The sequence below is a fragment of the Giesbergeria anulus genome, assembly GCF_900111115.1.
GTDB classification, from domain to species: Bacteria; Pseudomonadota; Gammaproteobacteria; order Burkholderiales; family Burkholderiaceae_C; genus Simplicispira; species Simplicispira anulus.
In genome coordinates, this window is the sequence record NZ_FOGD01000012.1 from 1 (window position 1) to 18,894 (window position 18,894).

Annotated in this window: 18 protein-coding genes and 1 pseudogene; 14 read left to right on the top strand and 5 right to left on the bottom strand. The window is 58.4% G+C overall.

Annotated elements, in window-relative coordinates; translation table 11 throughout:
- From BMX55_RS16770 to BMX55_RS13645, 5 genes and pseudogenes are all read left to right on the top strand, one after another.
- Positions 1–524: pseudogene (locus tag BMX55_RS16770) on the top strand (methyl-accepting chemotaxis protein); the annotation flags it as partial.
- 11 nt (positions 525–535) lie between these two features.
- Positions 536–1,093: a chemotaxis protein CheW gene (locus BMX55_RS13630; protein ID WP_091458635.1), complete on the top strand. Its 558-nt coding sequence runs from the start codon at positions 536–538 to the stop codon at positions 1,091–1,093.
- Positions 1,094–1,140: 47 nt separating this feature from the next.
- Entirely contained in the window at positions 1,141–1,950 is an 810-nt protein-coding gene (locus BMX55_RS13635; RefSeq protein ID WP_091458636.1) for a CheR family methyltransferase, read from the top strand.
- A 1-nt stretch (position 1,951) separates the two neighbouring features.
- The gene (locus BMX55_RS13640; protein WP_177172916.1) at positions 1,952–2,461 is read left to right on the top strand and encodes a chemotaxis protein CheD; all 510 of its coding nucleotides are present in this window, start codon (positions 1,952–1,954) and stop codon (positions 2,459–2,461) included.
- Positions 2,458–3,516 carry a protein-glutamate methylesterase/protein-glutamine glutaminase gene (locus tag BMX55_RS13645; RefSeq protein ID WP_091458637.1) on the top strand — a complete coding sequence of 353 codons (1,059 nt, stop codon included), beginning with the start codon at positions 2,458–2,460 and terminating at the stop codon, positions 3,514–3,516. The genes BMX55_RS13640 and BMX55_RS13645 overlap by 4 nt, the downstream gene beginning before the upstream one ends.
- On the opposite strand, the gene queG is transcribed toward BMX55_RS13645, so the two are convergent.
- The gene (gene queG, locus BMX55_RS13650; protein WP_091458773.1) at positions 3,511–4,590 is read right to left on the bottom strand and encodes a tRNA epoxyqueuosine(34) reductase QueG; all 1,080 of its coding nucleotides are present in this window, start codon (positions 4,588–4,590) and stop codon (positions 3,511–3,513) included. The genes BMX55_RS13645 and queG overlap by 6 nt on opposite strands.
- Before the next feature lie 12 nt (positions 4,591–4,602).
- Here queG and tsaE point away from each other — a divergent pair, with 12 nt between their 5' ends.
- Both tsaE and BMX55_RS13660 read left to right on the top strand, forming a co-directional pair.
- The gene (gene tsaE / locus BMX55_RS13655; RefSeq protein ID WP_091458638.1) at positions 4,603–5,112 is read left to right on the top strand and encodes a tRNA (adenosine(37)-N6)-threonylcarbamoyltransferase complex ATPase subunit type 1 TsaE; all 510 of its coding nucleotides are present in this window, start codon (positions 4,603–4,605) and stop codon (positions 5,110–5,112) included.
- The gene (locus BMX55_RS13660) at positions 5,109–6,512 is read left to right on the top strand and encodes an N-acetylmuramoyl-L-alanine amidase (RefSeq protein WP_091458639.1); all 1,404 of its coding nucleotides are present in this window, start codon (positions 5,109–5,111) and stop codon (positions 6,510–6,512) included. Before tsaE ends, BMX55_RS13660 begins: the two co-directional genes overlap by 4 nt.
- A gap of 9 nt (positions 6,513–6,521) precedes the next feature.
- Here the strand turns inward: BMX55_RS13660 and BMX55_RS13665 are convergent, their stop codons facing one another.
- Together BMX55_RS13665 and BMX55_RS13670 are read right to left on the bottom strand one after the other, a co-directional pair.
- Positions 6,522–7,391: a lysophospholipid acyltransferase family protein gene (locus BMX55_RS13665; protein WP_091458641.1), complete on the bottom strand. Its 870-nt coding sequence runs from the start codon at positions 7,389–7,391 to the stop codon at positions 6,522–6,524.
- Positions 7,388–8,239, bottom strand: a complete 852-nt coding sequence (locus tag BMX55_RS13670) for a lysophospholipid acyltransferase family protein (RefSeq protein WP_091458642.1) — start codon at positions 8,237–8,239, stop codon at positions 7,388–7,390. The genes BMX55_RS13665 and BMX55_RS13670 overlap by 4 nt, the downstream gene beginning before the upstream one ends.
- 131 nt (positions 8,240–8,370) lie before the next feature.
- Here BMX55_RS13670 and metK point away from each other — a divergent pair, with 131 nt between their 5' ends.
- The gene (gene metK, locus BMX55_RS13675; protein WP_091458644.1) at positions 8,371–9,552 is read left to right on the top strand and encodes a methionine adenosyltransferase; all 1,182 of its coding nucleotides are present in this window, start codon (positions 8,371–8,373) and stop codon (positions 9,550–9,552) included.
- Positions 9,553–9,661: 109 nt separating this feature from the next.
- On the opposite strand, the gene BMX55_RS13680 is transcribed toward metK, so the two are convergent.
- Positions 9,662–10,336 carry an NUDIX hydrolase gene (locus tag BMX55_RS13680; protein WP_091458646.1) on the bottom strand — a complete coding sequence of 225 codons (675 nt, stop codon included), beginning with the start codon at positions 10,334–10,336 and terminating at the stop codon, positions 9,662–9,664.
- Between the two features lie 118 nt (positions 10,337–10,454).
- On the opposite strand from BMX55_RS13680, the gene BMX55_RS13685 reads away from it, so the two are divergent.
- The 4 genes from BMX55_RS13685 to BMX55_RS13700 are packed head-to-tail and all read left to right on the top strand — an operon-like array spanning position 10,455 to position 15,322.
- Positions 10,455–11,300 carry a cysteine hydrolase family protein gene (locus BMX55_RS13685; protein ID WP_091458648.1) on the top strand — a complete coding sequence of 282 codons (846 nt, stop codon included), beginning with the start codon at positions 10,455–10,457 and terminating at the stop codon, positions 11,298–11,300.
- A gap of 44 nt (positions 11,301–11,344) precedes the next feature.
- The gene (gene pncB, locus BMX55_RS13690) at positions 11,345–12,544 is read left to right on the top strand and encodes a nicotinate phosphoribosyltransferase (RefSeq protein WP_091458660.1); all 1,200 of its coding nucleotides are present in this window, start codon (positions 11,345–11,347) and stop codon (positions 12,542–12,544) included.
- Positions 12,545–12,553: 9 nt separating this feature from the next.
- Positions 12,554–14,254, top strand: a complete 1,701-nt coding sequence (locus tag BMX55_RS13695) for an NAD+ synthase (protein ID WP_091458662.1) — start codon at positions 12,554–12,556, stop codon at positions 14,252–14,254.
- A gap of 15 nt (positions 14,255–14,269) precedes the next feature.
- Positions 14,270–15,322 carry a bifunctional nicotinamide-nucleotide adenylyltransferase/Nudix hydroxylase gene (locus tag BMX55_RS13700; RefSeq protein WP_091458664.1) on the top strand — a complete coding sequence of 351 codons (1,053 nt, stop codon included), beginning with the start codon at positions 14,270–14,272 and terminating at the stop codon, positions 15,320–15,322.
- Here BMX55_RS13700 and BMX55_RS13705 read toward each other — a convergent pair.
- Positions 15,319–16,599 (bottom strand): sensor domain-containing diguanylate cyclase, encoded by a 1,281-nt coding sequence (locus tag BMX55_RS13705; protein ID WP_091458666.1) that lies wholly within the window; start codon positions 16,597–16,599, stop codon positions 15,319–15,321. The two genes, BMX55_RS13700 and BMX55_RS13705, sit on opposite strands and share 4 nt — an antisense overlap.
- Positions 16,600–16,828: 229 nt before the next feature.
- Between BMX55_RS13705 and BMX55_RS13710 the strand changes: the two genes are divergently transcribed.
- On the top strand, positions 16,829–17,119 hold the full coding sequence (locus BMX55_RS13710; protein ID WP_091458667.1) for a co-chaperone GroES: 291 nt from the start codon (positions 16,829–16,831) through the stop codon (positions 17,117–17,119).
- A 47-nt stretch (positions 17,120–17,166) separates the two neighbouring features.
- Positions 17,167–18,816 (top strand): chaperonin GroEL, encoded by a 1,650-nt coding sequence (groL, locus tag BMX55_RS13715; RefSeq protein ID WP_091458669.1) that lies wholly within the window; start codon positions 17,167–17,169, stop codon positions 18,814–18,816.
- Positions 18,817–18,894: the final 78 nt, after the last annotated feature.

Sequence of the window (18,894 nt, forward strand, 5' to 3'; positions counted from 1 at the left end):
TGGCCGAGCGCAGCCAAGTGGCGGCGCAAGAAATTGGAGAAGTGGCAGGTTCAAGCGTTGATCTGGCGGAAAAGGCGGGCAAACTGCTCGATGAGATCGTGCCCAGCATCAAGAAGACCTCGGATTTGGTGCAAGAGATCACGGCGGCCTCAGAGGAGCAATCGTCGGGGGCTGGGCAAATCAACTCGGCCATTAGCCAACTGAGCCAAACGACGCAGCAAAATGCCTCCAGCTCCGAAGAGTTGGCGGCCACTGCCGAAGAAATGAGCGGCCAAGTTGAGCAGTTGCAACAGACCATGGCTTTCTTCAAAATCCAAGGTGGTAGCCGTCAGGTACGTAAGTCTGCATCTGTCGTCCATGGGCCCCGTGCAAGCGCGGGCGGTACCGGCTATGCCAACGGTGGGCGCAAGTTTGGCAATTCATTGCCCACTAAGGCGTTTACGGAGTCGGTGGGTTTGGGTGCCCGAAGCACGTCAGATATGGGCGATACGGAAATTGACGAAACCAAGTTCACCAAGTTCTGAAAGGCAGCGCCATGAACCAACTCGTCCCAGCATCAGCTAAATCGGCCCATGCAACGGTACAAGAAAACCAGCAGTATCTGACGTTTTTACTCAATGGCGAGCCCTTCGCCATTGGTATTTTGTGTATCAAAGAGATCATCGAATACAACGGTCTGACCGAAGTGCCGATGATGCCCCATTGCATTCGTGGCGTGATTAATTTGCGTGGTGCGGTGTTACCCGTGCTGGATTTGGCCGTGCGTTTTGGCAAAAAGCCGGGTGCAGTGAGCAAAAAGACCTGTATCGTCATCGTAGAGGTGAGGATGGGCGAAGAAAGTCACGACATGGGCGTGGTGGTCGATGCCGTCAATGCGGTGCTAGAGATTCCGCGCAATGAGATCGAGCCTGCCCCGGCCTTTGGTGCCAAAATCCGCACCGACTTTATTGAAGGTATGGGTAAGGTCAATGGCCATTTTGTGATTTTGCTCAACGTCAATGAAGTGTTGTCGATTGATGAAATTGGTTCTATGGGGCGGGCGGCGGCGGCAGTGGCCGACACGGTGTCATCAGCATCTGCACTGGGTAGCTGAACAACCCTATGCCGCGTTTTGGCTTCCTTGCACGGTAGCCATGCAACATGACTACACCCCTGAACGATCAAGAGTTTGCGCTGTTTCAACGCTTTATCTTTGACGCCGCTGGCATCACCTTGCCAGCCTCGAAAAAGGCACTGGTCAGTGGGCGGTTAGCTAAACGTCTGCATCACTTTCAACTGGAAAGTTATAGCGAATATTTCCATCTGCTGCACAGCGGGCACAACCTTGCCGAACTGCAGATGGCCATTGACCTGCTCACCACCAACGAGACCTATTTTTTTCGCGAATCCAAGCACTTCGATTTTCTGCGCCAACAGGCCCAAGCCGCCCGTGGGCGTACCGCTATGTTCCGGGTTTGGAGCGCAGCCAGCTCTAGTGGTGAGGAGGCTTACAGCATTGCGATGGTGTTGGCCGATGTTTTGGGCACTGAAACCCCTTGGGAAGTGGTAGGCTCAGATATCAGCACCAAGGTGTTGCGTGGCGCGACCAGGGCACACTACTCAATGGAGCGCGGGCGTAATATTCCAACGGACTATTTGCGCAGGTTTTGCCTGCGTGGTACACAGGAATACCATGACACCCTGCTCATAGACCGTAGTTTGCGCCAGAAGGTGCATTTTCGCCAACTCAACCTTAATGCTACCCTGCCCCAACTGGGCCTGTTCGATATCGTGTTTTTGCGCAATGTGATGATCTACTTCAACGATGCCACTAAACGCGAAGTGGTAGCCCGTGTTATTGCAGCGATCAAGCAGGGCGGATACTTTTTCATTGGCCATGCCGAGAGCCTCAACTACATCACCGACGAGGTGCAGCCGCTCGCGCCATCCATTTACCGCAAAAAACTATGACATGGCGCGCCTGAACGATTTAATCGACATCTTTCTCAAGCCCGGAGAGTATTTTGTCGGAGATGCCAACTACCAGATACGCACCATGCTCGGCTCTTGCGTGTCTATCACTTTGTGGCACCCGGTCAGCGGCATCGGAGCGATGTCCCATTTTTTGTTGCCCACACGCAATCTCGTAGATACCAGCGTCCGGCCCTTGGATGCCCGTTATGGGGACGAGGCACTGCAACTGATGTTGGCCGAACTGGCTCAAGCAGGTATCAAGCCACAACAATGCCAGAGCAAAATTTTTGGTGGCGGCAATATGTTTCCTAAGCAAACTCGCAAGGGGCTGATGCACATTGGGCGCAAGAATGGCGAAGCCGCCCGAACCCTGTTGTGCGCCCATGGTATCCCTATTGTCTCGGAGAGCCTGTTTGGCATTGGCCACCGGCAAATTATTTTTGATGTCAGCACTGGGGATGTCTGGTCACACCAGGTTAAGCCCTTACCCATCCCCCCTTCGCCATGAAACGTATCAAAGTGATTGTGGTGGACGACTCCGCCGTAGTGCGCCAAGTTGTCACTGCCCTGCTCGAAGCCGACCCCGAAATTCAGGTGCTGGCCGCAGTGGCTGACCCGATTTTGGCCATGTCACGTATGGCCCAACAGTGGCCCGACGTATTGGTGCTCGACATCGAGATGCCGCGCATGGATGGCATTACCTTTTTGAAGAAAATCATGGCTGAGCACCCGACGCCAGTGGTGATTTGCTCTACCCTGACGGAAAAGGGCGCCCAAACCTCGCTGGCGGCGCTGTCTGCGGGTGCCGTGGCCATCATTACCAAGCCCAAGCTGGGGCTCAAGCAGTTTTTAATGGATGCCAGCGACGATTTGACCTCTGCCGTCAAGGCGGCGGCACGGGCCAATGTGCGCAAATTGCAGCCGCGCGACAAACTGACAGCGGATGCTATTTTGCCTGCCGTAGACAGTGCCCGCCAAGCCATGATCCAGACCACCGAGCGCGTGGTGGCGCTGGGCACCTCTACGGGCGGCACGCAGGCGTTGGAGGTGGTGCTCACGGCGCTGCCCAGAGTTTGCCCCGGTATTGTGATTGTGCAGCACATGCCTGAGCAATTTACGGCAGCCTTTGCCAATCGTTTGAACGGCTTGTGCCAAATTGAGGTGAAAGAAGCGCAAAACAATGACCGTGTGATGTTGGGGCGGGCGTTGATTGCCCCTGGTGGTAAACACATGCTGCTGCGCCGCAACGGGGCGCAGTATTTTGTTGAGGTGGTAGATGGCCCGCTGGTCAATCGGCATCGGCCTTCGGTGGATGTGTTGTTTCGCTCGGTGGCCAAGAGTGCTGGAACCAATGCGCTGGGCGTCATCATGACGGGTATGGGAGACGATGGTGCCGCCGGGCTGCTGGAAATGCGCAAGGTAGGGGCACAAACGCTGGGCCAAGACGAAAGAAGCTGCGTGGTTTATGGGATGCCCAAAGAAGCGGTCAAGCGCGGTGCCGTGATGCGTGCGGTGCCACTCGAATCGATTGCCCGCGAAATCCAAGCGCAGTTGTCGCTATAGCCTGCTACCCATTTGCACCGAGGAAGCTTGCCCCTGCGCCAGTGCCCAAACCACATGCTCGCGCACCAGCGCGCTGCTATCGGCCACACGCTCTTGCAGTGCAGTGCGCAAATCGAGCACTTGTTGGCTATCAGCGGTGCGTAGGGCGTTGCCCAAGGCCACGGCCACGTTGCGCAACCAGCGTTCATGACCAATACGGCGGATCGGGCCGCCCTCGGTCAGGCGCAAGAAGGTGGCTTCATCCCAAGAAAATAAGTGAATGAGTTGTTGGCCCGACACACCAGTGCGGGCATCAAAATCGGGCAGGGTGCTGGTCTGAGCAAACTTGTTCCACGGGCAAACCAGTTGGCAGTCGTCACAGCCATAAATGTGATTGCCCAGCAGGGGGCGCAACTCCAAAGGAATAGGCCCACTGTGCTCAATGGTCAGATAAGAGATGCAGCGGCGGGCATCAAGCCGGTACGGAGCTACGATGGCTTGGGTGGGACACACATCCAAGCAAGCCGTGCATTGGCCGCAGTGTGCGCTGACTGGCTCAGTAGGCTCCAAGGCCAAGTCGATGTAGATTTCGCCTAAAAAGAACAGCGAACCAGCTTGCCGGTGCAGCACCAGCGTGTGTTTGCCGCGCCAGCCTTGGCCGCTGCGGGCGGCCAGTTCGGCTTCTAGCACCGGGGCCGAATCGGTAAAGACGCGGTGGCCCAGCGGCCCTACGGCCTGCGCCAGTTGGTCGGCCAACTTTTGCAGCCGAGTGCGCAACACCTTGTGATAATCGCGGCCACGCGCATACATTGAGACCACACCCTGCGCAGGTTGTTGCAAACGCGCAAACTCTAGCGCCTGCCAACCGGCGGGGGTGGTGCGCGGCAGGTAGTCCATGCGTGCGGTAATCACGCTGACGGTGCCTGGCACCAGTTCTGCCGGGCGCGCCCGCTTGAGGCCGTGCGCTGCCATATAGTGCATATCGCCGTGGAACCCTTGCTCCAGCCACTGTATCAACCCCGCTTCTGCGCTGGATAAATCTACACCGGCCACGCCAATTTGGGAAAATCCCAATTCGCGCGCCCATTGCCGAATTTGAGGAACGAGTTGACTGCTGCTTACCACCATTGCCCGATTGTAGAAACTACCGCTCCCCCGGTGGTGTTCACATGGCACCATGAAGACGACACCGCCCGTTTTGCCCAGCAGTTGGCGGCGCAGCCACTGCTGGCCGATGCCTTCATTACCCTGCATGGCGACCTAGGGGCGGGCAAAACCACGCTGGTGCGTCACCTGCTGCGCGCTTTGGGCGTGCAAGGGCGTATTAAAAGCCCCACCTATGCCGTGGTAGAGCCGCACCAGACAGAAACGCTGTCTATCTATCACTTTGATTTTTATCGCTTTGATGACCCGCGTGAGTGGGAAGATGCAGGTTTTCGGGATGTTTTTGCCAGCCCCGGCCTGAAACTGGCTGAATGGCCTGAAAAGGCGCAGTCGGTTTTGCCCTTGGCCGATGTGGCCATCACCCTAGAAGCCTTGGACGAAGACGTCCGCCAAGCCACGCTGCAAGCGCATACCCTGTGCGGCCAGCAATTGCTGCAAGGATTGCAGGCATGAATTTTGATCTCCATCCCCTGACAACTACCCGGCGCGCCCTGTTGCAACGCGGTGGACTGGTGCTGCTACTGGGTACCAGCGAGTTGGCCCGTGGTGCTGGCATTTTGGCAGTGCGCGTCTGGCCTGCTGCAGACTACACGCGCCTGACCATCGAGTCGGACACGCCACTCAAAACCAAGCAATTTTTCATCACTAAGCCGCCCCGGTTGGCCGTGGATATCGAGGGCATAGAGCTGAATGCTCAACTGCGGGAGCTGGTGGCCAAGGTGCGCGCTGATGACCCGAACATTGCAGGCATCCGCGTGGGCCAAAATGCCCCGGAGGTCGTACGGCTGGTGATTGACCTCAAGCAGGCAGCGCGGCCCCAAGTGTTTGCCTTGCCCCCCGTGGCTACCTATGGACATAGGCTGGTGCTGGACTTGTACCCGGCCACCCCCGTCGATCCGCTAGAAGCGCTGATTGCCGAGCGGCTGCGCGAACCAACATCGGCCAGTGCCAACAAACCATCTGCCGCACCCAGTCCAACAGGGGGTGTCGTCGATCCGCTCGATGAACTGATTGCTAAGCACGGGAGCAATAACCCCAGTAGCTTTACTACCCCGCGTCCTGCACCCCCCGCGCCGCCTCCTTCCCAAGCGCCCAAAACCAGCCCAGCCCCTAGCGCCCCACGCCAGACCGACCGGCTCATCATCGTTGCCCTCGACCCCGGCCACGGTGGCGAAGACCCCGGTGCTATCGGCCCCAATGGCACCCGCGAAAAAGACATCGTGCTGCGCGTGGCGCACTTGCTGCGCGAACGTATCAACCGCACCACGGTGGCGGGCAACCCGATGCGGGCCTACCTGACCCGTGATGCCGATTATTTTGTGCCTCTGGGCACCCGCGTGCAAAAAGCGCAGCGGGTACAGGCCGATTTGTTTGTCAGTATCCATGCCGATGCTTTTACCAATCCGGATGCCCGTGGTGCCAGCGTTTTTGCCTTGAGCCAAGGCGCAGCATCTAGCACGGCGGCGCGTTGGTTGGCGAACAAAGAGAACCAAGCCGATTTGGTGGGCGGCATCAATGTGCGCGCCAAAGACCAGCATGTGCAGCGCGCGCTGTTGGACATGAGCACCACGGCACAAATTAACGACAGCCTGAAACTCGGCAGCGTGCTGTTGGGCGAAATTGGCAACCTAGGCAGGCTGCACAAGCCGCGTGTGGAACAAGCGGGTTTTGCCGTGCTCAAAGCCCCTGATATTCCCAGCGTGTTGGTAGAAACCGCCTTTATCAGCAACCCAGAGGAAGAAGCCAAGTTGCGCAGTGTCAACTACCAAGAGCAACTAGCCGATGCGCTGATGCGTGGCATTACGCGCTACTTTGCCAAGAACCCACCGTTGGCGCGCAGCCGTTCGGTGTAGTGGTTGTTTTTAATACACCGCAGGCTCGCCCGCAGGCCGGGTTTTAAAGCGCTTGTGTACCCAGTAATACTGACCCGGTATGGGGTCGATGTAGCGCTGTAGCTCTTGGTTCATGCGCGCGGTGTCGGCCTCTACATCGCCACTGGGAAAATGTTCCCACGCCGGGGTGATCTCAGCCACATAGCCGGTGGGTGTTAGGCGTGTGACCATGCCCACTACCTTGGCCCGCCCCAGCCGGGCAAAGCGCGACAGCGACGGCACGGTGGCTGTTTTTACCCCATAAAACGGTACAAAAATGGATTCGTTCGGGCCAAAATCCATATCGGGCAGCAAATAGAGCAGGCCGCCTTGGCGCAGATTGGCAATGATGGGTTTGACACCATCGGCGCGGTTGAGCATGCGCACATCGCCAAAGCGCTGGCGACCCTGCATAAACCAAGCATCCACGGCAGGATTGGGGTGGGTAGAAAAAATCGAGGTGAAAGCACGGGTGGTATGCAAAGGCAGTGCCAGCCCACCGGCATCCATGCCGTAAAAATGCGGCGCAAAAATGATGGTGGGGGTGTCGCCCTCCAGCTCATGCAGTGCGCCTTGCAACTGCACCCGCTTTAAGACCAGCTCCGGCGGCGCAGCCCACAGCCAACTGCGATCCAAAAAAGTTTGGCAGAAAACGACAAAACATTCACGCGCCCACGCTTTGCGCTGTGCGGCGCTGGCCTGCGGAAAGCACAGTGCCAGATTGCGCAGTGCTATCTTGCGCCGGGGGGCGGCTAGCACAAACAACAAGCGCCCAATCAGCCAGCCCAAGCCACGCAGCACACGCAAGGGCAGCCGCGCCAGAACTTGGCGCATAAGCCACACGCCTAGGCGGGCGCTCATGCTGGCACCTCGGTAGTGGTAGCCTCAGTGCGCGGTTGTTTGTAGCGGCCATAACCCCACAGGTATTGTTCAGGGCATTGGCGAATGACATGTTCCATAGCTTGGTTGATTTGTAGCACGGCAGTTTCTAGGTGTGCATTCAGTGGCACCGGCAGGGGTTCAAAAAAAACAACAAAGCCACGCCCCCAAGACAGGCGCTCACAGCGCACTAGCACCACCGCAGCGTTGGTTTGCAAAGCCAGCCGAGCGGCCAGTGTCATGGTGTAGGCATTGCGGCCAAACATGGGGGCCCAATGGCCTTGGCCTTCGGGTGGTACTTGGTCGGGCAGCAAACCCACCGCTTCGCCCCGGCGTAGCGCCTTAATCATCTGGCGCACCCCAGCCAGTGTGGTGGGTACCGCTTGCATACCTGGGCGGTTGCGTGCGGTCTCCATCACCTTGGCCAGCCAAGGCTGGCGCGCTGGGCGGTACAGTACAGTGATGGGGCCATGCTCGCTGCTCCAGCGCCGCGCCGTGGCTTGGGCGCAGAGTTCAAAGCAGCCCAAATGCGGTGTGAGGTACACAATGCCACGCCCGGCAGCATAGGCTTGCTGTACGCATTCTTCCCCCACCAAACGGCAAGGCGGCGGTGCCCCCAGCCACAACCGGGGCAATTCAGCCACCATGCGCCCGGCATGGGCCACGCCAGCGCGCACTTGGGCAAAGCCGTAGCCTGCCAGCGCAGCATGGGCTATAAAGCGACGCCGGTAGGTGGGCGAGGCGCAAAAAACTACCCAGCCCAGCACTGCACCCAAGGCGTGCAACAACCACAGCGGCAGGATGGAGAAAATTTGGAAAGCAACAGGCATTAAGATGGAGGGGTCGCTGAGTTAAAAGAGCAACTTGCAGGGCGACGTTAAACACATCTGCTAAAGCGTTCGCCAAAACTCGTTTCGGGTGGGCGCAACGCCCAAGTGCTGAACTACAGGAGTTTATTCAAATGGCGAACGACTTTCTTTTTACCTCCGAATCGGTCTCTGAAGGGCACCCCGACAAGGTGGCCGACCAGATCTCTGATGCGATTTTGGACGCTATCTTCAAAGAAGACCCCCGCTCGCGGGTGGCTGCTGAGACGTTGACCAATACCGGCTTGGTGGTGTTGGCGGGCGAGATCACCACCAACGCGCATGTCGATTACATCCAAGTCGCCCGCGACACCATCAAGCGCATTGGTTACGACAACACCGACTATGGCATTGACTATAAAGGCTGCGCCGTATTGGTAGCCTACGACAAGCAAAGCAATGATATTGCCCAAGGCGTCGATCATGCCAGCGATGACCACCTGAACACCGGCGCGGGTGACCAAGGCCTGATGTTTGGCTACGCCTGCGACGAAACCCCTGAGCTGATGCCCGCGCCGATCTACTACGCACACCGCTTGGTAGAGCGCCAAGCACAACTGCGTAAAGATGGCCGCCTGCCGTTTTTGCGCCCCGATGCTAAGAGCCAAGTGACGATGCGCTATGTGGACGGCAAGCCGCACAGCATTGACACCGTGGTGCTGTCCACCCAGCACCACCCCGACCAAAGCGAAAACCAGCACAAGATGAAGGCCAGCTTCATTGAGGCGGTGATTGAAGAAATCATCAAGCCAGTGCTGCCCAAAGAGTGGCTGCAAGACACCAAATACCTGATTAACCCCACGGGGCGTTTTGTCATTGGCGGCCCGCAAGGCGATTGTGGCCTGACTGGGCGCAAGATCATTGTCGATACCTACGGCGGCGCTTGCCCCCACGGCGGTGGTGCCTTCTCTGGCAAAGATCCGACCAAGGTAGACCGCTCGGCTGCTTACGCTGCCCGCTATGTAGCCAAGAACATTGTGGCCGCTGGCTTGGCCAAGCAATGCCAAATTCAGGTGGCTTACGCCATTGGCGTGGCCCACCCCATGAACGTCACCGTTTATACCGAAGGCACCGGCGTCATCCCCGACGACCAGATTGCTGCACTGGTCAACCAGCACTTTGATCTGCGTCCCAAGGGCATCATCCAAATGCTCGATTTGCTGCGCCCGATCTACGAAAAAACCGCCGCCTACGGCCACTTTGGCCGCGAAGAGCCAGAGTTCACTTGGGAACGTACAGACAAGGCGGCGTTGCTGCGTGCAGCAGCCGGGCTGTAAGCTGCGCTAGCAGATTCAAGCCGCTTTGCGTTACAAGGCCCAACTGCTGCGCAATGCAGCAGGCCTGAAAGGCTGAGGCCTGCATTAGCAGGCATCATGGGGGCTTGCGCTACAGTCCGCGCGCGCTCAAAGACAACTGCTGGCGAAACGCCGCCCGCACACGGTACAACTGTGCGGGCCGGTGGGCAGCGCCCGTTTGTAGTTGGCCGGGCAGGGCTTCGAGCATCCCCAGTTCCTCCATCTTGCGGCGAAAGCTGACTTTGTTCAGCGTTTCGCCCAGCACGGCTTCGTACACACTTTGCAATTGCGGCAAAGTGAAGGGCTGGGCGCACAAATGCACCGGCAATGACGAATACAAGCTCTTGCTGCGCACCCGCTCCAGCGCGGTGGCAAGGATGTCGGCGTGGTCAAAGGCCAGTGCAGGCACGTTTTGCACCGGCAGCAACTGCAAACCACGCGACTGCTCTAGCACTGAGGGTGGCACCAGCGCACAGTAAGCCACCGACACCGACCAGCCACGTGGGTCGCGTGCTGGCCCCGAAAACGTGGCTAACTGCTCTAAATAGGGGCTGACCAATCCGGCTTTGGCTTGTAGCACGCGGGCGGCGCTGGCCTGCGTACCAGCATCTTCTTGGGCATGGACATAGCCTCCCGGCAGCGCCAGCACACCGGCAAACGGTGCTTTGTCTCGCGGCAACAACGCGACGTGCAAAGCACCGTGCAGCAAAGTCAGCAGCACCACATCGACTGTGCAAATGACATGGTGCTGTTCGGTAGAAGGCATATTCTAGTTTGTCCAATTTTTGAAGAAACAAGCGTATCACTGGGATGTTTGTTCTTTAGTTAGTTGCAAATTTAATCTAACTAAATTATACTGACTGCACCCCCTCAAGGAAAACGTGATGGCCTACCCCGTACAGCTTTTGGTGATTGACCCCCAAAACGACTTTTGTGACCTGCCCACGGCATGGCAGCCCACCTATCCATTGACAGGTGCGCGCATGGCACCCGCACTGCCCGTGGCCGGTGCCCACGCCGATATGCAGCGCTTAGCCCACTTCATCAGCGTGCAAGGGGCGGCGATAGACGCCATCACTATCACGCTGGATGCACACCAGCGCTACGACATTGCCCACCCCGATTTTTGGTATGGCGCACAGGGCGTTGAGGTAGCCCCATTTACCCCGATCACTGCTGCCCAAGTGCGGGCTGGTACGTATCGCCCGCGCCATGCAGACAGCTTGCCGGGCGTACTGGCCTATTTAGATGCGTTAGAACAGCAAGGCCGCTATACCCACATGGTGTGGCCGGTGCATTGCGAAGTCGGCCACTGGGGGCATAACATCCATCCCAGTGTGGCGGCAGCGTGTGGCGTTTGGCAAGCGCGGCGCCAGCGTGCTGTGACCCATGTTTTGAAGGGTATGAACCCTGCCACCGAGCACTACAGCGCCTTGCAAGCCGAAGTGCCCGACGCCACCGACGCCCACACGCAACTCAACACCCGCCTGCTGGCCGCGCTGGACAGCGCCCAAGTGTTGTTGATTGCAGGCGAGGCCAGCAGCCATTGTGTGCGCGCCACCACCGAGCACTTGGTGCAGCATCTACCCAGCCAGTGCCCCGAACGCATCGTGTTGCTGACCGATTGCATGAGCCCAGTCGCAGGTTTTGAAACCCAACACGCTGCGTTTTTGGCCGAGATGCAAGCACGCGGCGTGCAACTGGCCCGTTCAAGCCAGATTCAGCTCTAACCGTTGTGCATTCATCGCCATCCACCCTCACCGGAGCTACTGCCATGCAGCCGATCATCACCAGCTTGCTTGATACCGATTTGTACAAGTTCACTATGTGGCAGACCATGCTGCACCGGCACCCGCAAACTCAGGCCGAGTACCACTTTGTCTGCCGCAACAAACCACAGTACCCGCTGGCCGACTTGCTGGATGAGGTCAACGCCGAGCTAGACCAGTTGTGCAGCCTGCGCTTTACCCCGGCTGATTTGGATTACTTGGCTGGGTTGCGCTTTATTCGCTCAGACTTTGTCGATTTTTTGCGCCTTTTTCAGTTCCAACGTGCTTTTATCCACGCCCATGCCGAAGGTGACGCCCTGCACATCGTGGCGCGGGGGCCGCAAGTGCATGTGATGGCGTTTGAGATTTTTGTGCTGTCTATCGTTAACGAGCTGTACTTTCGCCGCTTTGACTCCGCCACCGCTTTGGCGCAAGGGCGGGTGCGTCTGCAACAAAAAATCGGCCAATTGCAAGCACTGGCCAGTGAAGTGGCCATGGCGCATCCGTTTGAGCTGTTTGACTTTGGCGTGCGCCGTCGTTACTCCGGGGTGTGGCAGCGCGAAGTGGTGCAAGCCTTTGCCCGCGAAACGGGGCAATGGTTCAAAGGCACCTCCAACGTGCTGTTGGCGCGTGATTTGGGGTTGGTGCCCATCGGCACCATGGCCCATGAGTATCTGCAAACCTACCAAGCCCTGGGCGTGCGCCTGCGCGATTTTCAAAAAGCAGCGCTAGAAGACTGGGTGCAAGAATACCGGGGTGATTTGGGCATTGCCCTGACCGATACCGTGGGCATGGACGCCTTCTTGGCCGATTTTGACCTCTACTTTGCCAAGTTGTTTGATGGCCTGCGCCACGACTCCGGTGACGCCATCGTATGGGGCGAGAAAGCCTTGGCCCACTACGAGCGCCTGCGCATTGACGCCCACACCAAACGCTTGGTGTTCTCTGATGGGCTGGACATCTGCCGTGCCTTGGAGCTGTACCACCACTTTGGCAACCGCACCCAATTGGGTTTTGGCATTGGCACACACTTGACCAACGATATGGGCCTGCCCGCATTGAACATCGTCATGAAGCTCACCCACGCCAACGGTCAACCCGTAGCCAAACTCTCTGATAGTCCCGGTAAAACGCTGTGCGACGACCCTACCTTTTTGGCCTATCTGCGCCAAGTGTTTGCGGTTACTCCCTCACCCCAAGCCTAGGAGAACGCCATGCTTCGCATCACCGTAGCCCAGCTTAATCTGACCGTTGGCGACATCGAAGGCAATGTGCAGCGTATGGTGGCTGCTGCCGAGCAAGCCGCCGCCGTCCAATCTGAATTGGTGGTGTTTTCAGAGTTAGCGCTGTGCGGCTATTACCCCGGCGATTTGCTGGAGGAACCCGCTTTTTTGCAGCGCATGGAGGCCGGGCTGGCAGCACTGTTGCAAGCCTCTGAACAATGGCCTGCGCTGCATTGGGTGGTGGGCACGCCTACCCCAGCCCACGGCCCCGGCAAGCGCTTGCACAACAGCCTACTGGTGCTGCAAGGCGGCCAAGTGCGTCTGCACTATGCCAAACAACTGCTGCCCACCTACAACATCTTTGATGAACGCCGCCACTTTGAACCCGGCCCCGACGTAGCCCAAGTGCTGCGTATTGGCAGCGCACAGGTAGGCTTTTTGATTTGCGAAGATGGCTGGAACGACCACGGCGCCGATTACGCCACCAATCCGTTTCAAACGCTGGCCGATGCCGCGCCTGACTTGGTAGTCAGCATCAACGCCAGCCCCAGCCACCTTGGTAAACGGGGGCAACGCCAGCAGATCTTTGCCGATGCAGCGCGCCGCCACAGTCTGCCCATTGTGTATGTCAACCAAATTGGCGGCCATGACCAACTGGTGTACGACGGCGCATCGTTTGCGGTAGAACCGGCCAACGGCGTCGTTTTTGAAGCCCAGCGGTTTACCGAAGACATTTGCACTTTGCAATTCAAGCACGGTCAGTTTTTGACTGCCCAAGGCCAGCCCCCCACGCCGGTATCGGCCCAAGACATCTCCAGCCACGATTTTTACCACCGGCAAATGGTGCTGGGCCTGCGCGACTATGCGCGCCGCTGCGGTTTTACCCAAGCGGTGGTAGGCAGCTCCGGCGGCATCGACAGCGCCCTGACGCTGGCGCTGGCGGTGGAGGCACTGGGGGCCAGCAATGTGGTGGCTGTGACCATGCCGTCAGAGTTTTCTAGCAGCGGTTCGGTGGATGATTCGGTACAGCTTTGTCGCAATTTGGGCATTGCGCTGCACACCCATCCGATTGCCGATTTGGTGACCTGCTACGCGCAGCAGTTTGCCACCAGCTTTGGCACACCCTTGCGTGGCCTAGCGCTGGAAAATGTACAAGCGCGCATTCGGGGCACAGTGCTCATGGAATACTCCAACACCTTTGGCCACTTGCTTTTGACCACCGGCAACAAGTCAGAAATATCGGTAGGCTATTGCACTCTGTACGGTGATACCAACGGCGGGCTGGGGTTGATTGGTGATTTGTACAAAACCGAAGTGTTTGCGCTGGCCCAGTACCTGAACGCTCAGGCCGGGCGCGAACTGATCCCACAAGCCATCATCGACAAAGCCCCTTCGGCAGAACTCGCCCCCCAGCAAAAAGACGCCGACAGCCTGCCGCCCTACCCGGTGCTGGACGAAGTGCTCAAACTGCTGATCGAAGGCGAGCGCTTGGCTGCTGCCGAATATGCCAGCGCACACGCTGTGGTGCAGCAACTCCAGCAACACGACGCAGGCCGGGCGCTGGTGCAGCGCGTGCGCCAGATGGTGGCGCGCAACGAATATAAACGCCGCCAAGCCCCGCCCATCGTGCGGGTACGCGCCCGTGCTTTTGGCAGCGGGCGACAAATGCCCATTGCAGCGCACACCGTTTAAAGGAATCCATTGATGATGAACGACACCGCCATTTATATCGGGCGCTTTGAGCCTGTTCACCACGGCCATTTGGCGCTGTTGCGCCACGCACTGGCCCATGCCCGTCAGATGGTGGTGGTGTTGGGATCGGCGTGGCAACCGCGTTCGGCCAAAAATCCTTTTACTTGGCAAGAGCGCGCTGACATGCTGCGCCAAGCCCTGCCCGCCGCTGACCATGCGCGTGTGCAGTTTGTGCCAGTGCGCGACTACTACAACGAAGCGCGCTGGGTAGCCAGCGTGCGCCAAGAAGTGGCGGCACGGGTGCCTGCTGGTGCTCGTATCGCCTTGGTCGGTCACTTTAAGGATGCCAGCAGCAGCTACCTGCGCAGTTTTCCGGGCTGGGAGTTGCTGGGCGTAGCCCGCCAAGGCAGTATTGACGCCACCACCATCCGCGATGCCTACTTTGGCGCGGGCAGCGGCGCGGTGTTGGCTGCCCTAGCTCCGCTGGCCGAACAGATGCCCGCCACCACCTTGGCGATGCTGCACCGCTTTGCCCAAGGTAGCGATTACCTTCGGTTGCAACAAGAATGGCAAATGCTGCGCCAATACCGGGCCGCTTGGGCCAGTGCGCCCTATGCGCCCGTCTTCGTCACGGTAGATGCGCTGCTGCGCTGCCAAAATCAGGTGTTGTTGATTCGCCGAGGCCATGCTCCCGGCGTCGGGCAACTGGCCTTGCCCGGTGGTTTTTTAGAGCCACGCGATACCCTCTGGCAATCGTGTCTGCGCGAGCTAGCTGAAGAAACCCACTGCGATCTGCCCGAAGACACCTTGCGCGCCGCCCTGCGCCAGATCAGCGTGTTTGACCACCCAGATCGCAGCCAGCGCGGGCGTACCATCACCCACACCCACTACTTTGATTTGGGCGCGCAGCCACTGCCCGCTGTACAGGCTGGGGATGATGCGGCGCAGGTGCAATGGGTGCCCATCAGCCAATTGGCCGCACTGGAAGCTGAGTTTTTTGAAGACCACTTTCATATGCTGGACCACTTTTTGGGCTTGACCAGCAGCTTGCCCAGTGCCAGCCCTTAGGCCAGCACTGCCAGTTCTACCCGGTTGCGCCCTTGGGCCTTGGCTCGGTACAAGGCCGAATCAGCGGCCAAAAATAGTTCGTCCACCTGTTGGCCGTGCTCTGGAAACATCGCGACGCCAAAGCTGCAAGTAATGCCTTTCAGCCCCGGTACTTCGGGCCAATCGAGTTCTTCTAGCCGCATCCGCAGCCGCTGGGCACAGCGGAGCACATGCCCACAAGGTGCCCCGGCACTGACCAGCAAAAACTCCTCGCCGCCCCAACGAAACAGGCTATCGGTGGCCCGCACCTGCGCTTGGATCTCCCGCGCTACTTTGCGCAGCACCTCATCGCCTGCTTGGTGGCCAAAGCGGTCATTGATGTCTTTGAAGTGGTCTAGGTCAAACAAGCACAGCCCCAAGGGCAAGTTTTGTTGCTGGCATAGCTGCAATTGCTGTTGCAAGATATGTTCACATTCGCGCCGGTTGAGCAAGCCTGTCAGGGCATCGTAGGAGGCTTGCATTTGCAGGGCCTGCTCGGCGTGCTTGCGGTCGGTGATGTTCTGCACCATGCCCACTACCCGCGTGGGCTGGCCTTGGGCATCGCGTTCACAAACGCGACCTCGGTCATGCACCCACAGATAATGGCCGTTGCGGTTGCGCAGCCGGTATTCGGCCTCATAGCGTTCTCGCAGGCCTTTGATATGTTCTTGCAGCGCCCGGCGCACCCGGCTGGCATCATCGGGGTGGACGTTGGTGGCCCAAGTCTCTAGTGTGGGCTGCATCTCGTGTGGGCCATAGCCCAACATGCGCTTGAGCTGGGGGCTAAAAAACACCTCGTTAGTGGGTAGGTTCCAGTCCCATAGGCCATCAGATGCCTCGGTCAAGGCGTAGCGCAACTGCACATCGCGGTTGTTCAGGTCTTGCTCTAGGGCTAGGCGGCGGCTGATGTCGCGCGCCACCGAAACAAAATACTCGCACCCTTCATGCACTAAAGCGCTCGTAGCCACTTCTACCGGCACTTCTGCGCCGCTGTGGTGGCGGTGGCTGCCAATAAAAACAAACTGCCCTTGGGCCTGGCGGATAGCTTGGGCAATGCTGGCCCAATGCTCAATACCAAGCACATCCTTTTGCAAACTCAGCACTGAATGCTGTACTACCTCCTTGCGCGGCAACCCCACCTGCTGCAAGGCGGCGGCGTTGCAATCGAGGATGTTGGACGTTTGCGGGTCAATCAGGTAGACCGCATCGGGCAGATGCTCAAATACCAACTGGTGCAAGGTGGGTGTAGAAGTCTGCATGGTGTGGTTCTTTTTATCGGGCAGCCTGCCCGTGGGGGCGCGTAAGGTGCAATGTTAAGGCACAGGCTTTGTGTGCCCTCTCTTGAAATCCAGCAAAAAGCCCTTATCATTAGCACTCGACTGGCAAGAGTGCTAACAAGCCCTTGCCAGCGGAAGATTGGCCAGGCGTCTGCTCATGCAGGCACCGGTAGATAAAGTAAATTTTTTGACCCCTTCAGGAGATAGATCCATGAAACTTCGCCCCCTGCACGACCGTGTCATCGTCAAGCGCATCGAAAGCGAAACCAAAACAGCCTCCGGCATCTATATCCCTGACAACGCCGCCGAAAAGCCTGACCAAGGTGAAGTGCTGGCCGTTGGCCCCGGCAAGAAGAACGACAAGGGCGAAATCGGCACCATGAACGTCAAGGTCGGTGACCGCGTGCTGTTTGGCAAATACAGCGGCCAAACCGTCAAGGTCGATGGCAATGAACTGTTGGTCATGAAAGAAGACGACCTCTTCGCCGTGGTTGAAGCCTAAGCGCTTTGCGCACTGACCCCTGTTTTTAGAATTCTGGAGAAATACACATGGCAGCAAAAGACGTAGTTTTCGGTGGTGAAGCCCGTGCCCGTATGGTCGAGGGCGTTAACGTCCTGGCCAACGCCGTTAAAGTGACGCTCGGCCCCAAGGGCCGCAATGTGGTGCTGGAGCGCTCGTTCGGCGCTCCTACCGTGACCAAGGACGGTGTGTCCGTGGCCAAGGAAATCGAACTCAAAGACAAGCTGCAAAACATGGGCGCGCAGATGGTCAAGGAAGTCGCTTCCAAGACCTCTGACAACGCCGGTGACGGCACCACCACTGCTACCGTGCTGGCCCAAGCCATCGTGCGCGAAGGCATGAAGTACGTGGCCGCTGGCATGAACCCCATGGATTTGAAGCGCGGTATCGACAAGGCTGTTGAAGTCCTGATCGCCGAGCTGAAGAAGGCTTCCAAGCCCACCACCACTTCCAAAGAAATCGCCCAAGTGGGTTCCATTTCTGCCAACTCTGACACCAGCATCGGTGAAATCATCGCCAATGCCATGGACAAAGTGGGCAAAGAAGGCGTGATTACCGTTGAAGACGGCAAGAGCCTGCAAAACGAACTCGACGTCGTTGAAGGTATGCAGTTTGACCGTGGCTACCTGTCGCCCTACTTCATCAACAATCCCGAAAAGCAAGCAGCGATTCTGGACAATCCCTTCGTGCTGCTGTTCGACAAGAAGATCAGCAACATCCGCGACCTGCTGCCCACACTGGAGCAAGTGGCTAAGGCTGGCCGTCCGCTGCTGATCGTGGCTGAAGATGTCGAAGGCGAAGCTCTGGCAACGCTGGTGGTTAACACCATCCGTGGCATCCTGAAGGTCGTGGCTGTCAAGGCTCCTGGCTTTGGCGACCGTCGCAAGGCCATGTTGGAAGACATCGCCATCCTGACTGGCGGCAAGGTCATCGCTGAAGAAGTCGGCCTGACTTTGGAAAAAGTCACGCTGGCCGATCTGGGCCAAGCCAAGACCATCGAAGTGGGCAAAGAAAACACCATCATCATCGACGGCCACGGCGCTGCCGCTGACATCGAAGCGCGCGTCAAGCAAATTCGCGTGCAAATCGAAGAAGCCACTTCCGACTACGACCGCGAAAAGCTGCAAGAGCGCGTGGCCAAGTTGGCTGGCGGTGTGGCCGTGATCAAGGTCGGCGCTGCCACCGAAGTCGAAATGAAGGAAAAGAAGGCCCGCGTGGAAGACGCCCTGCACGCTACCCGCGCTGCGGTGGAAGAAGGCATTGTGGCTGGTGGTGGCGTGGCTCTGCTGCGCGCTCGCCAAGCTGCTGGCACCATCAAGGGTGACAACACCGACCAAGACCACGGCATCGCCTTGGTGCTCAAGGCCATCGAAGCGCCCCTGCGCGAAATCGTGGCCAATGCCGGTGGCGAGCCTTCGGTGGTGGTCAACGCCATCTTGGCTGGTGCTGGCAACTACGGCTTCAACGCTGCCAACGACACCTACGGCGACATGATCGAAATGGGTATTCTGGACCCCACCAAGGTGACCCGCACGGCGCTGCAAAACGCTGCTTCTGTGGCCAGCCTGATGCTGACTACTGAGTGCATGGTTGCAGAGACCCCCAAGGCTGAATCGGCTGGCGGCCCTGACATGGGTGGCATGGGCGGTATGGGTGGCATGGGCGGCATGGGTATGTAATACCCAGCCCGGCTGGCGCTCTATCAGTGCCAGCCTTGCTTGCCAAGCCCGCAGGTTGCAAAGCCTGCGGGCTTTTTT

Coding starts and splice junctions, on each gene's coding strand:
- BMX55_RS13630 (WP_091458635.1), top strand. CDS start 536: ATGAACCAACTCGTCCCAGCATCAGCTAAATCGGCCCATGCAACGGTA.
- BMX55_RS13635 (WP_091458636.1), top strand. CDS start 1,141: ATGACTACACCCCTGAACGATCAAGAGTTTGCGCTGTTTCAACGCTTT.
- BMX55_RS13640 (WP_177172916.1), top strand. CDS start 1,952: ATGGCGCGCCTGAACGATTTAATCGACATCTTTCTCAAGCCCGGAGAG.
- BMX55_RS13645 (WP_091458637.1), top strand. CDS start 2,458: ATGAAACGTATCAAAGTGATTGTGGTGGACGACTCCGCCGTAGTGCGC.
- BMX55_RS13660 (WP_091458639.1), top strand. CDS start 5,109: ATGAATTTTGATCTCCATCCCCTGACAACTACCCGGCGCGCCCTGTTG.
- BMX55_RS13665 (WP_091458641.1), bottom strand. CDS start 7,391: ATGAGCGCCCGCCTAGGCGTGTGGCTTATGCGCCAAGTTCTGGCGCGG.
- BMX55_RS13670 (WP_091458642.1), bottom strand. CDS start 8,239: ATGCCTGTTGCTTTCCAAATTTTCTCCATCCTGCCGCTGTGGTTGTTG.
- metK (WP_091458644.1), top strand. CDS start 8,371: ATGGCGAACGACTTTCTTTTTACCTCCGAATCGGTCTCTGAAGGGCAC.
- BMX55_RS13680 (WP_091458646.1), bottom strand. CDS start 10,336: ATGCCTTCTACCGAACAGCACCATGTCATTTGCACAGTCGATGTGGTG.
- BMX55_RS13685 (WP_091458648.1), top strand. CDS start 10,455: ATGGCCTACCCCGTACAGCTTTTGGTGATTGACCCCCAAAACGACTTT.
- pncB (WP_091458660.1), top strand. CDS start 11,345: ATGCAGCCGATCATCACCAGCTTGCTTGATACCGATTTGTACAAGTTC.
- BMX55_RS13695 (WP_091458662.1), top strand. CDS start 12,554: ATGCTTCGCATCACCGTAGCCCAGCTTAATCTGACCGTTGGCGACATC.
- BMX55_RS13700 (WP_091458664.1), top strand. CDS start 14,270: ATGAACGACACCGCCATTTATATCGGGCGCTTTGAGCCTGTTCACCAC.
- BMX55_RS13705 (WP_091458666.1), bottom strand. CDS start 16,599: ATGCAGACTTCTACACCCACCTTGCACCAGTTGGTATTTGAGCATCTG.
- BMX55_RS13710 (WP_091458667.1), top strand. CDS start 16,829: ATGAAACTTCGCCCCCTGCACGACCGTGTCATCGTCAAGCGCATCGAA.
- groL (WP_091458669.1), top strand. CDS start 17,167: ATGGCAGCAAAAGACGTAGTTTTCGGTGGTGAAGCCCGTGCCCGTATG.